Genomic DNA, 12628 nt, shown 5'->3' on the forward strand with positions numbered 1-12628 from the left:
CCCCGAGTTCGGATGTGGAGATCCTTCTATGGCTACCTTTCTTGATCGTTTGGGCCGGTTGGCCTTCCGCCGACGCCGGCGCGTCGTAGTGCTGTGGGTGCTGGCTCTGGTCGCCGCGGGCATGGCGTCGGCGCTGGCGCCGGCCGCACCGGATGGCTCCTACTCGATGCCGGGAACGGAGTCGCAGCGGGCGTTCGACCTCATCGAGGAACGCTTCCCCGCCAACAGCACCGGGAGCGCCGGTTCCGAGGGGGCGAGCGCGAAGGTCGTGTTCGTGGCGCCGGCGGGCCAGAAGATCACCGACCAGGCGAACCGGTCGGTCGTGGACGAGGTCGTAGGCCGGGTCGGCGACCTCGGTCAGGTGGTCCGGGCGGCTGACCCGTACGGGACCGACACGGTGAGCGAGGACGGGTCCACGGCGTACGCGTCGGTCACCTTCGAGGTGAAGGCGAAGGACGTCGACGACAAGGTCAAGCAGGACCTGGAGCAGGCTGTCGAGGACGGCCGGGAGGCCGGGCTGACGGTCGAGGTCGGCGGTTCGGTCCTGGCCACCCAGCCGTCGGGCGGTGCGACCGAGTTGGTCGGCGTGGTAGTGGCGGCCGTGGTTCTGCTGATCACGTTCGCTTCGCTGGCCGCCGCGGGCCTGCCGCTGCTGACCGCGCTGATCGGTGTCGGGATCGGCGCCGCGACGATCATGGCCCTGAGCAGTGCGCTGGGCCTGTCCAGTGCCACCAGCACGCTGGCGATGATGCTGGGCCTCGCGGTCGGGATCGACTACGCGATGTTCATCGTCTCCCGCTACCGCGAGGAACGCGCCCGGGGGCTCGCGCCGCAGGACGCGGCAGGGGTGGCCACGGGCACGGCCGGTTCGTCGGTGGTGTTCGCGGGCCTGACCGTGGTGATCGGCCTGGCCGGGCTGTCGGTGGTGGGGATCCCGACGCTGACCCAGATGGGGCTGGCCGCGGCCGGCACCGTGGCACTCTCGGTTCTGGTTGCGGTGACCCTGGTCCCGGCCCTACTCGGGATCTTCCCCCGCACCGTCCTTGCGCGCTCTTTGCGTCGTGCCACCCGCCATGGTGCGCAGGCTGCTGTCGCAGGCGAGGGCAAGCCGAACATGGGCAGTCGGTGGGCCCGCCTGGTAGTCCGTCGGCCGCTGCCCGTGCTGCTGGTGGCAGTGGCGGCCCTGGGTGTGATCGCCCTGCCTGCCGCCAAGCTGCACCTGGGCACGGCGGGAGACGAATCCAAGCCGACCTCGACCACCGAGCGCCGCGCCTACGACGCCCTCGCCGAGGGATTCGGCCCGGGCTTCAACGGCCCGCTGACCATCGTCGTGGACGCCAAGAAGGCCCAGGACCCCAAGGGCGCGGTAGAAGCGAGCGCGCGGGAGATCGGAGCCGTCGACGGGGTCGTGTCCGTCTCGCCCGCGCGCTTCAACACCGCGGCCGACACCGCGATCCTCTCCGTCACACCGGCCACCGATCCGCAGGACGAGCGGACCAGCGAACTGATTCACACCCTGCGTGCCGACCGCCCCGCGATCGAGAAGGCCACGGGCGCCACGTTCATGGTCAGCGGCAGCACGGCCGCCAACATCGACAGCGACCAGAAGGTCCAGGGAGCCCTCGTCCCCTACCTCGGACTCGTGGTGGGCCTGGCCTTCCTCCTGCTCCTGATCGTGTTCCGCTCCGTGCTGGTCCCGCTCAAGGCGGCCCTCGGATTCCTGCTGTCGGTCCTCGCCGCCCTCGGCGCGGTCGTCGCCGTCTTCCAGTGGGGATGGCTCGCCGGCCTGCTGGGCGTGCACCAGACCGGCCCGATCATGAACACCATGCCGATCGTCATGGTCGGCATCGTCTTCGGTCTCGCCATGGACTACGAGGTCTTCCTCGTCACCCGCATCCGCGAAGCCCACCTGAAGGGGCAGCGCCCCGGTCAGGCGATCGTCTCCGGCTTCAGCCACAGCGCCAGGGTGGTCGCCGCCGCGGCCGTCATCATGATCTCGGTGTTCTCCGGATTTATCGGCGTCAGCGAACCCATGATCAAGATGATCGGTTTCGGCCTCGCCACCGCCGTGCTGTTCGATGCGCTCGTCGTGCGGATGACAATCGTGCCCGCCGTCCTCGCACTCCTGGGCGAGCGCGCCTGGACGATGCCCCGCCGGCTGGAGCGGATCGTGCCCCGCGTCGACGTCGAGGGCCACGCCCTGACCCGCGATGCGGACGCCACGGCTGCAACGCCCGGCAAGACGGAGCGACAGGGTCTCCCTGTCCGCTAGGCCGTGTCTGACACATCCCGTCTGGCTCGCGACGCCTGGCACGCACGCTCGCCGCGTTGTCGGAGTCAGCCGAGTACGGCCGGGCCATCAACAACGATGATCCTCCGCCTTGCGATCGCACGCACCACGGTGACATCAGCCGCTCCGCGGCGGGCGCGAGCCCCGCCCTGCGGGCGGACGACGCCATTTGTCAGACACGGCCTAGGGCCTCTCGTTTGGATCTTGCCGGACTCGCGCCAGACCCAAACGAAAGACCCTAGTGGCAGCCTGGAGGTGTCGGCCACCCGGAAACGGGTGGCCGGCACCTCCAGAACGTTCCGCCGACCCGCGTACACCAGATCCCTCCACAGGTGGAAGGCACGATGATCACGACCTGGCAGCGCTACCTGCGCCGTCACCCCCACGGGGTCGACACCACGGTGGCCCTGGTGTTGTTCGTCGTGGCCTTTCCCGGCAGCTTCGCCGGCGTCGACCACCTGGCCGCACCCGCCCACGGGTGGCTCGGCGTACTCCTGGCGGGCATCTCCTGCGCCGCCCTGCTCTGGCATCGCACCCGGCCCAGGCTCGTCACCGCCGTCGCCGTCCTGTGCGCGACGGGTATGGCCCTGGCCGGCTACGTGATGACCGTCCTGCTGCTCGCCCCGCTGATGGCGGCGCTCTACTCACTGGCCGAGCGCACCGACCGCAAGGCGACCAGGAACTTCACCCTCACGGCTGCCGCCCTCACCGTCGGCGCCTCCATGACCGGCGGACCCGCCGGGGAATCGCTGGCTCTCAAGGTGATCGGCCCGATCGCCTACCTGCTGCTGCCGGCCGCCTTCGGCTCCACCGCCCGCTTCCGCACCGCCTACCTGGATTCGGTGCGCGCCCGCGCCGAATACGCTGAACGAACCCGCGAGGAGGAGGCCCGGCACCGCGTCGCCGAAGAGCGCATGCGCATTGCCCGCGAACTGCACGACGTCTCCGCCCACCACCTCGCTCTGGCCAACGCCCAGGCCACCACCGCCGCCCTCCTCATCCGCAGCCACCCCGAGCAGGCCGAGAAAATGGTCACCGCTCTCGGCGAGACCACCGCGACGGCCCTGCGCGAGATGAAAGCAACCGTCGGGCTCCTGCGCCAGCAGGGCGACACTCCCGACGACCCCCTCCAGCCGGCCCCGGGCCTCGCCCGGCTCCCCGCACTTCTCGACACGCACGCCGCCGCCGGGCTCACCGTCGCCCTCACCACCCACGGAGAAGTCCGGTCTCTCACCCCCGGCGTGGACCTCACCGCCTACCGCATCGTGCAGGAAGCACTCACCAACATCGCCAAGCACGCTCACACCAGCACCGCGGACGTCGCCCTCACCTACACCCACGACCGGCTCGCCGTCCGTGTCACCGACCACGGAACGGGACCCGAGACCACCCCCGGCAACGGGTACGGTCTCATCGGAATGCGGGAACGCGCGCTGTCCCTCGGCGGACAACTGCACGCCGGACGCCGCCCCTCCGGCGGCTTCGAAGTCACCGCCGAACTCCCCTTGCACCCCGGCTCATCCGACGAGGACAGCACCCCATGACCATCCGCGTCCTGCTCGCCGACGACCAAGCCCTCCTGCGTGAGACCTTCCGCATCCTCATCGACTCCCGCCCCGACATGGAAGTCGTCGGCGAAGCCGCCGACGGCGACGACGCCGTCACGCTCACCCGCACGCACCGTCCCGACGTCGTCGTCATGGACATCCGCATGCCCGGCACCGACGGCCTCACCGCCACCGCCACCATCTGTGCCGATCCCAGCCTGTCAGCCACCCACATCCTCATCCTCACCACGTTCGACACCGAAGAACACGTCGCCCGAGCACTGCACGCCGGAGCCGGCGGTTTCCTCGGCAAAGACGTCGGCGCCGAAGGACTCCTCCACGGCATCCGCACCGTCGTCGCCGGCGACGCCCTTCTCTCACCCCAGGCCACCCGCAACCTCATCACCCGCTTCCTCGCGACCCCCCAGCCCGGCACCCACCCCGCAGCCCAGAAGGACCTGGCAGGCCTCACCACCCGCGAACGCGAAGTCATGGCCCTGGCCGCCGAAGGACTCGCCAACACCGAGATCGCCGAACGGCTGTACCTCAGCCCCCTGACCGTGCGCACCCACATCCACCACGCCATGACCAAACTCCACGCACGCGACCGCGCCCAACTTGTCGTCATCGCCTACCAGACCGGCCTCGTCCACCCCAACCCACCACGGCACTGATCGGAGGACCGGTAGCCCTCGGCCGGTGCCGACGGCAGTCGGCACCGAGGTAGGGCCCCGTCTGGCGGGACGGGGCCCTGGCTTGGGGGGCGGCGAACAGGCGGGCCTGTTCTGGGGCCGGTCAGGCGCGTTCGGGCGCAAGCAGGCCCGGGCTCAGCTCGGTTTCAGGCCCGGGGCGCCGGCCTCCGTCGTGAAGGAGGCTGCCGTTGTCAGTGGCGCTCCCGGGGTGGTGACCGCGTTGACCGTTTTGAAGTCCGCGCGGGCGCGCTTCGCGGTGAGCGTCACCGTCACATAGCCGCGGCGGCCGTTGTAGAACTTCATGTGCGGGTTGGCCGTCATCAGGGTGGACCAGTTGGACGGGCGGTCCGCGCCGTCCCGGCCGCTGGAGATGGACGTGGTCACGATCTCCGTACCGAGCGTGCGCGACCTCGGGTTGTTCCAGTCCTTCTTGATGTCGTACGCGTAGGCGGTGTGCACATCGCCGGTCAGGACCATGAGGTTCTTGATGCCGGCCGCCTCCACGCCGTTCAGCAGCCGCTGCCGCGACGCCGGATAGCCGTCCCACGAGTCCATCGACAGCTTGAAGTCCGGCGTCGTGAGATTGCGGCGCTGCGAGAAGGTCACCTGCTGCGGTACGACGTTCCAGGTGGCCGCCGACTTCTTCCAGCCGTCCAGCAGCCACCGCTCCTGCGCCTCGCCGGTCAGTGTGTGCGACGGATCCTCCGACTCCGGGCCCGGTGTCTGCCAGCCGTCGCCGTACGCCTGGTCCGAGCGGTACTGCCGGGTGTCCAGGATGTCGAACCGCGCCAGCCGCCCGAAGTCCAGCCGCCGGTAGAGCTTCATGTCGGAGCCCTGAGGCCGCTGCGGCAGGCGCAGCGGCTGGTTCTCCCAGTACGCGCGGTACGCCGACGCCCTGCGCAGCAGGAACTCCTCCGGCGGGACGTCGCTCTCGGGCGTGTCCCCGGCGTAGTTGTTCTCCGTCTCGTGGTCGTCCCACGTCACGACGAACGGATGCGCGGCGTGCGCGGCCCGCAGATCCGGATCCGACTTGTAGAGGCCGTACCGCAGCCGGTAGTCCTCCAGCGTCGTCGTCTCACGGTTGAAGTGCGCGGGCAGCCGCGGCTCCGGATAGTTGCGCGCGCCGCCGACCGCGCTCACGGCGTACTCGTACAGATAGTCACCGAGATGGAAGACCACATCGAGGTCCTCCTCCGCCAGATGCTTGTACGCGGTGAAGTAGCCGTCGTGGTACGCCTGGCAGGAGACGGCCGCGAACTTCAGCTCGCTGATACGGGCGCCGCTCGCGGGCGCGGTACGCGTACGGCCCACCGGGCTGATCCAGTTGCCGACGCGGAAGCGGAAGTAGTACACGCGGTCCGCGCCCAGGCCCGGCACATCGACATGCACGCTGTGATGGAACTCCGGATGCGCGTCGGCCTCTCCGCGCTTGACGATCCGCGTGAAGCGCGCGTCCTGCGCCAACTCCCAGCGTACGGACACCCGGTTGGGCGGCAGTCCGCTGTCGGGCTCGTACGGACGTGGCGCCAGCCGCGTCCAGAGCAGTACGCCGTCGGGACGCGGATCACCGGAGGCGACGCCGAGCGTGAACGGATCCTCGGCGATCTTCCTGGCGTCCAGTTGGGCCGCGCCCGCGATGCCCGCGGTCGGCAGATTGACGGCGAAGGCCAGCGCGGCGGCGGCAGCGGTACCGGTGAGAAAGCGGCGCCGGCCGAGATGCGCGGCAGCGGCCCTCAGTTCGAGTGAGTGCGTGCCCGCTGAGGTTGACGTTCGCGCTGCGATTGACGTTGACGCTCGCTGTACGGGAGTTCCGTGCGCGGGTACGCCCGCTGCGGGTACGACCTGCGCCGGTACGCGCGGTCCCGTTCCCAGTGTCCGGCGGTGAAAAGGTGTCATGTGCCCCTCCCCTGACGGCGGCTGTCACCTGGAATTCCACTCGGGGGCGAAGGCGCCCTGTTGTCGGGTACACAACATGCACATGGCGGAGCCATGGAGATAGTGATCCGTGTGCCTCGCCAAGTTGTACCTCACGTACGCTGCGTGGCCATGGACGCCATGCGGAGGACCGACACCGACCGGAGAACAGCCGTGGTGACCGGAGCCGGTTCCGGCATCGGCCGGGCGGTCGCGGTGGCCCTGAACGCGGCGGGCTGGTCGGTGGCACTGGCCGGACGGCGCGTCGAGACGCTGGAGGAGACGGCGGCGGAGATGAGCGCCACCCCCAGCGGCGCGGGGCCGGGCGACGCACCGGCAGGCGATGCACCGGCCGACGCACCGGCCGACGGCCACGTACTGACCGTACGTACGGACGTGTCCCAACCGGCCGACGTGGACGCCCTGTTCGCCGCCGTGCACGAGCGCTACGGACGGCTCGACCTCCTCTTCAACAACGCGGGCACCTTCGGGCCGGGCGGCATCGCGCTGGAGGATCTGCCGCTGTCGGCCTGGCAGAAGGTCGTGGACACGAACCTCACCGGCGCGTTCCTCTGCGCGCAGGCGGCATTCCGGCTGATGAAGGCTCAGAAACCGCAGGGCGGCCGGATCATCAACAACGGCTCGGTCTCCGCGCACGCGCCACGGCCCGACTCCGTCGCGTACACCGCCACCAAGCACGCCATGACCGGCCTCACCAAGTCGCTCTCCCTGGACGGCCGTCGGTACCGCATCGCCTGCGGCCAGATCGACATCGGCAACGCCGCGACCGATATGACGGAACGGATGCGGCGAGGCGTGAAGCAGGCGAACGGCGAACTCGCCGTGGAGCCGGTGATGAACGTGTCGGATGTGGCCACGACGGTCCTGCACATGGCGGAACTGCCGCTGGAGGCGAACGTCCAGTTCGCGACGGTGATGGCGACGGCGATGCCGTACGTGGGGAGAGGCTGAAGCAGCCCGTCCGGCGGCCCGTCCGGCGATCGAGGACGGACCGGCAGCCGTACGGTACGAACCGGCAGCCGTACGGACCCGCCGAGCCGAGCCCCCGGGAATGCGCCTGGGCGTCCGAGCCGTTGGCGCAGGTATGAGCCAGCACCCAGCCACCACGCCCGACCGCCGCACGGCACCCGCCGAGGTCCTCCGGTACACCGCCTTCTCCGCCGATCCCGACGGCGGCAACCCGGCCGGTGTCGTCCTGGACGCGTCCGGGCTCGCGGATGACGAACTGCTCGCGATCGCCGCGGAGGTGGGCTACAGCGAGACCGCGTTTCTGACCGCGCCGCCGGAAGGGCTCGGCGAGCCGGGCCGCGGCCGTGCCTTCACCGTCCGCTACTTCAGCCCCAAGGCGGAGGTCCCGTTCTGCGGGCACGCCACCATCGCCACCGCCGTCGCCCTGGCCGAGCGCGTGGGCCCGGGTGACCTGGTCTTCGCGACGCGCGCCGGGACCGTACCGGTGACGGTCACGGCCGCCGACGAGAACGGCGCGCCGCGGGCCACGCTCACCAGCGTCGTACCGTACGTCGCCGACGCGGACGAGCCGGACGTACAGGAGGCGCTCGCCGCCCTCGGCTGGCCGGCCGGTGATCTCGACCCGGCCCTGCCGCCTCGTATCGCCTTCGCGGGAGCGCGCCACCTCGTCCTCGCCGCAGCGAGCCGGGAACGGCTGGCTGGACCTCTCGTACGACTTCCAGCGGCTCGAAACGCTGATGCGGCGACGGGATCTGACGACTCTTCAGCTTGTCTGGCGCGAGTCCCCGGCGGTCTTCCATGTCCGTGACCCGTTCCCGGTGGGCGGTGTTGTGGAGGATCCGGCGACGGGCGCCGCAGCGGCGGCGTTCGGCGCGTACGCCCGTGAACTCGGCCTCGTACCTGAGGAGTCGGTGCTCACTCTCCACCAGGGCGACGACATGGGCCGACCCGGCGTTCTGACGGTGGAGCTACGGGCGGGCGAGCCGCGCGTCCGGGTGAGCGGCACGGGCGCACGTATCCCGGACAGGACCTGAATAATCACCGAGAGTAAAGCTCAACCTACAGGCCAGGGTGGGCACTTACGGTCCTGAGTCTCCAACGGCTGGTCGCGTTGCGCGGTTCGCCCGGATTCACGCCCAAGAGCGCAATCGAGCCACTACCGTGGGCTACCAACCAAGAACCCTTCGTGTCGTTGGAGGCTCCCTTGAAGAACACTCGCATGACGACGAACACTCGCGAACTGGATCCGAGCGCTTCACCTCTCGCCTACTACGGCAGCGAGCTACGGCGACTACGTGAAGCGGCCGGCCTCAATCAGAGGCAGCTCGGAGACATCATCTTCTGTACCGGCTCTCTGATCGGCCAGATCGAGACCACGCACAAGCTGCCGACGAGGCAGTTCTCGGAGGCGGTTGACGCGGCGCTGAACACGGGAGGCACGTTCACGCGGCTGCTGCCGCTGGTGCTGAAGAGCCAACTGCCGTCGTGGTTCCAGCCGTACGCGGACATGGAAGCGAGGGCCACTCACATCAGCACGTTCCAGACGCAGGTGGTGTACGGCCTGCTCCAGACCGAGGAGTACGCGCGGGCGGTGCTGGCCACCGAGTGGAGGGACAACCTCGAAGACCTGGTAGCGGCGCGGATGAATCGCAAGCAGGCTCTGAAGCGCAAGAATCCGCCGCTCGTCTGGGTCGTGCTGGACGAGGCGGTGCTGTTGCGGCCGATCGGCGGCCGTGAGGTCATGCGAAACCAACTCGCCCATCTGCTGTCCTTCAAGGACACGGAGTGGGTCCAGGTCCAGATACTGCCTCTCTCGGCCGGAGAGCACGCTGGTCTTCCGGGCGCCTTCAACATCCTTCGCTTCGAGGACGACCCGGACATCGCCTACAGCGAGACCTACGACACCGGGCAGGCAACGGCCGATCCTCAAGCTGTCAGGGCCCGTTCGCTCCGTTACCATCACCTTCAGGCCGCCGCTCTGTCTGTCAAGGACTCGGCGGAACTGATCGCCCGCGTGATGGAGGAGCTTTATGGAGAGCAAGCTGTACCTGACGGGGGCGCAGTGGCGTAAGTCGAGCTACAGCAGCAGCACCGGCGGGGATTGCGTCGAATGCGTACCGGTCGGAACCGCCGCCTGGCGTAAGTCGAGCCACAGCACCGACATCGGCGGCGAGTGCGTCGAGTGCGCCACGGTCGGCGCCACCGCCTGGCACAAGTCCACGCACAGCGGCAGCACCGGCGGCCAGTGCGTCGAGGTCGCCGCCTGCCCTGCCGCCGTAGCCGTACGCGACTCGAAGATTCCCGAAGGCCCGGTCTTCACCATCGCCCCGGCCGCCTTCACCGCCTTCACCACCTACATCAGCACCACCCACGTCACTGCCAACTGACCTCCGGTCGAAGTTCTGGGCCCTGATCCACCCGTACACAGGAGACCTGACCGACTTCCGGCCCACCGCGCGTGGGTTCAGTTCGGATGTCACGGCCCTGGTCGAGTGCGAGAAGGGCCGGTTCTTCGTCAAGGCCGTACGCAACCGTCCCGGAGGCCGGCGCGACTCCATCGTCCGGGAAAGACTGATCAACCCGGCCGTGTGTCCCATCTCCCCAACTCTGCGATGGAACACGGAAGATGACGCATGGATCGCGCTCGGTTTCGATTGGGTCGAAGGCCGGCGTTCCGACTTCGCGCCCGGCTCGCCCGATCTCCCCGCGATCGTTGACACCCTCAACCGGATCGCGGAACTTGATCCGCCCGAGGTGGCCCGCGACTGGCCGGAGACACGCTGGAACCGCTTCGCGGCGGATGAGGCCGACGTCTCTCTCCTCCAGGGCGAGGCCCTGCTCTACACCGACATCAACCCGAGCAACCTGATCATCGGCGATCGGAGCACCTGGGCGGTCGACTGGTCGTGGCCCACTCGCGGCGCGGCGTTCATCGATCCCGCCTGTCTGGTCGTCCAGCTGATCTCGGCGGGACACGACGCCGAGTCCGCCGAGTCCTGGGCGTCCGGTTGCGCGGCCTGGATGGACGCGGACCCGAAAGCGATCGACGCCTTCGCCTCCGCCACGTTGCGTATGCACCGCGCCTTCGCCGAGCGCAAGCCGGATGCGTCGTGGCTCAGGGCCATGGTTGAGGCGTGCCAGTCCTGGACCTCACACCGTGGCGTGGCCGTTTGAACAGCGGTTCCTCGCGCGGTATCACGGCCGAATTCTGTTGGTCCAGCGATGAGTTTCGAGAGGGAGCCGGGTCAACCAGAACAAGAGCACAGGAGAGGCCGACGAGAGGAAGTTCATGGACACCGCGGAGACTCCCCGGAGCCCCGACATCACGTTCACCGCGTCGCTGGCGGACACGGAACGACAGACCGCCGAGGGCAAGGTGCTCTGGCACTTCACCATGTCGCTGGACGGGTTCGTGGCGGGGCCGGACCATGCCATGGACTGGATGACGGGTTTCTCGTCCCGGCCCGGCCTCATCGAGGAGTACGCCGAGACGACCGGCGCCGTGCTGGGCGGTCGGGACGGCTGGGACGCCTACCCTGACGCGGGCAGCATCTACGGCGGCGCGTGGCAAGGTCCGCTCTTCGTCCTGACGCACCATCCCGAAGACGCGCAGCCCGCCGACGGTGTGACGTTCCTGAGCTGCGATGTGGCCGAGGCGGTCCGGATCGGACTGGAGGCCGCCGAGGGCAAGAACCTTGAGGTCTTCTCGCCCACGATCGGCCGGCAGCTCCTTGAGCGCGGACTGATCGACGAGATCGACCTGCACATCGCGCCGATCCTGCTCGGCGATGGCATCCGGCTGTTCGACAACCCCGGGGGCAGCCCCGTCCGCCTTGAGCTGCTCAATGGCAACGATCGCTCAGCGGAGGTGAACCTGCGCTACCACCCGGTCGCGACCAGCTGATGGACTACCAGCTGCCAGACAGCTCGTGGGAGTTGGGACTGGAGGAGCGCGACCACCGCGTGCGCTGACCGGCTGAACGGACCGGGTGCGGATGCCGGGTGAGGTCCGCTCAGTCGTCGAACCAGACGACGAGCCGGACGTTGTCGTCACCATGCCGCGAGGCGAGCGCCTCCATGACAGTCCAGACCGGTTTCCACCCACCGGTTTCCGGAACGGCGTCTCGGCGGCGGATCCTCACGGATCTGTAGAGGGTGTCGCCGATGAGCCATTCGCTTCCCTCGGGCCACTCCTGAGCTTGGCCCCGCGCTTCTTCAGGGAGGCCGACGGCTTGAGCGAACCGAGGGCTCCAGGCGCCCTTCCCCACCAGCCTGAGCCCATGCGCGGTCTGCCGGTATTCATGGAGCCGGCTGTCGGCCTTCTCCGCCGGCTCGTCCCAGTCGACTTCCTTCAGCTCGGCCCAGGTGATCCAGGTGGTGCTGTGGTGGGCGAACCGGTCGAGTTCAGCACGTACAGTCTCGGACGCATCGGCCGGAAGCCCACGATCCGCGGCCAGCGGCCGGAAGTTGGCGTAGTTACGGACTCCGAAGAGACAGCCGAACGCGTCGTAGTCCTTGTCGACGTTGAGAAAGAAGAGGTCGATGGCGGCTCGCCAGACCGAGTCGCTCTCCTCGTGGAAGTGGAATGCCCGGCACTCGATAAATCCGCTGATATCCGTCCCCATGACAGAGATTATGCGGCTACCGTCAATCGGTTTGATGAGGTCGGCGCGGACGTCACCGGGTTCGCGGTCGGGGACGGGATCTTCGGCGCGGTCGACCTGCCGCCGGGTGGCCGGCGTGTGGTGCGAACAGCCTGCAACCGCCATCCGACAAGACTCGCCCGATTCCCAGCCGGCTTGACGTATTCCGATATGGGAATACGATGGCTGCCATGGCACGAGCAGCGACGACGTCGGACGCGTTCAACGCGATCGCCGAGCCGCAGCGCCGGGACATCCTGGTGCTGCTGCGGGCGGGTGAGCGGCCGGTGACCGACCTGGCCCAGGAGCTGGGGATGAGCCAGCCGCAGGCGTCCAAGCATCTGCGGGTGCTCCGGGAGGTGGGGCTGGTGCGGGTCCGCGGGGCGGGCAAGCAGCGCCTCTACGGCCTGGACGCCCACGGGCTGCGGCCGGTCCACGAGTGGGCCGGCGGATTCGAGCGGTTCTGGAACGAGAGTTTCGACCGGCTGGACACCTACGTGCAGGACCTCAAGCAGACACAGCAGCTCAAGCAGACACAGCAGGAGGAATGAC

The 12628-nt window shown here is 68.9% G+C and carries 11 protein-coding genes and 1 pseudogene; 10 read left to right on the plus strand and 2 right to left on the minus strand.

The window, feature by feature from the left end; all coding sequences use genetic code 11:
* The first annotated feature begins 28 nt into the window (after positions 1-28).
* The 3 genes from ACFV6H_RS11085 (at position 29) to ACFV6H_RS11095 (ending at position 4511) form a co-directional block, all read left to right on the plus strand.
* Positions 29-2272: an MMPL family transporter gene (locus tag ACFV6H_RS11085; protein ID WP_385541025.1), complete on the plus strand. Its 2244-nt coding sequence runs from the start codon at positions 29-31 to the stop codon at positions 2270-2272.
* Positions 2273-2634: 362 nt separating this feature from the next.
* Positions 2635-3834, plus strand: a complete 1200-nt coding sequence (locus tag ACFV6H_RS11090; protein WP_385540597.1) for a sensor histidine kinase — start codon at positions 2635-2637, stop codon at positions 3832-3834.
* Positions 3831-4511 carry a response regulator gene (locus ACFV6H_RS11095; protein ID WP_385540599.1) on the plus strand — a complete coding sequence of 227 codons (681 nt, stop codon included), beginning with the start codon at positions 3831-3833 and terminating at the stop codon, positions 4509-4511. The genes ACFV6H_RS11090 and ACFV6H_RS11095 overlap by 4 nt, the downstream gene beginning before the upstream one ends.
* Positions 4512-4664: 153 nt before the next feature.
* Here the strand turns inward: ACFV6H_RS11095 and ACFV6H_RS11100 are convergent, their stop codons facing one another.
* The gene (locus ACFV6H_RS11100) at positions 4665-6425 is read right to left on the minus strand and encodes an alkaline phosphatase D family protein (RefSeq protein ID WP_385540601.1); all 1761 of its coding nucleotides are present in this window, start codon (positions 6423-6425) and stop codon (positions 4665-4667) included.
* A gap of 150 nt (positions 6426-6575) precedes the next feature.
* Between ACFV6H_RS11100 and ACFV6H_RS11105 the strand changes: the two genes are divergently transcribed.
* The 6 genes and pseudogenes from ACFV6H_RS11105 (at position 6576) to ACFV6H_RS11130 (ending at position 11337) form a co-directional block, all read left to right on the plus strand.
* Complete coding sequence (locus ACFV6H_RS11105; RefSeq protein ID WP_385540604.1) at positions 6576-7415, plus strand: SDR family oxidoreductase; 840 nt, start codon at positions 6576-6578, stop codon at positions 7413-7415.
* A 133-nt stretch (positions 7416-7548) separates the two neighbouring features.
* Positions 7549-8467 (plus strand): annotated as a pseudogene (locus ACFV6H_RS11110) (PhzF family phenazine biosynthesis protein).
* Between the two features lie 185 nt (positions 8468-8652).
* A complete protein-coding gene (locus ACFV6H_RS11115; RefSeq protein ID WP_385540606.1) occupies positions 8653-9504 on the plus strand; it encodes a helix-turn-helix domain-containing protein in 852 nt (283 codons plus the stop codon).
* The gene (locus tag ACFV6H_RS11120) at positions 9464-9820 is read left to right on the plus strand and encodes a DUF397 domain-containing protein (protein ID WP_385540608.1); all 357 of its coding nucleotides are present in this window, start codon (positions 9464-9466) and stop codon (positions 9818-9820) included. The genes ACFV6H_RS11115 and ACFV6H_RS11120 overlap by 41 nt, the downstream gene beginning before the upstream one ends.
* A 199-nt stretch (positions 9821-10019) precedes the next feature.
* Positions 10020-10607 (plus strand): protein kinase, encoded by a 588-nt coding sequence (locus tag ACFV6H_RS11125; RefSeq protein WP_385540610.1) that lies wholly within the window; start codon positions 10020-10022, stop codon positions 10605-10607.
* Between the two features lie 115 nt (positions 10608-10722).
* Positions 10723-11337 (plus strand): dihydrofolate reductase family protein, encoded by a 615-nt coding sequence (locus ACFV6H_RS11130; protein ID WP_385540612.1) that lies wholly within the window; start codon positions 10723-10725, stop codon positions 11335-11337.
* Between the two features lie 109 nt (positions 11338-11446).
* On the opposite strand, the gene ACFV6H_RS11135 is transcribed toward ACFV6H_RS11130, so the two are convergent.
* A complete protein-coding gene (locus ACFV6H_RS11135; protein ID WP_385540614.1) occupies positions 11447-12202 on the minus strand; it encodes a hypothetical protein in 756 nt (251 codons plus the stop codon).
* A gap of 65 nt (positions 12203-12267) precedes the next feature.
* Between ACFV6H_RS11135 and ACFV6H_RS11140 the strand changes: the two genes are divergently transcribed.
* On the plus strand, positions 12268-12627 hold the full coding sequence (locus ACFV6H_RS11140) for an ArsR/SmtB family transcription factor (RefSeq protein ID WP_384980864.1): 360 nt from the start codon (positions 12268-12270) through the stop codon (positions 12625-12627).
* Position 12628 lies beyond the last annotated feature (1 nt).

Origin of the sequence: Streptomyces sp. NPDC059743 (assembly GCF_042732975.1) — a bacterium.
Classification (GTDB): domain Bacteria; phylum Actinomycetota; class Actinomycetes; order Streptomycetales; family Streptomycetaceae; genus Streptomyces.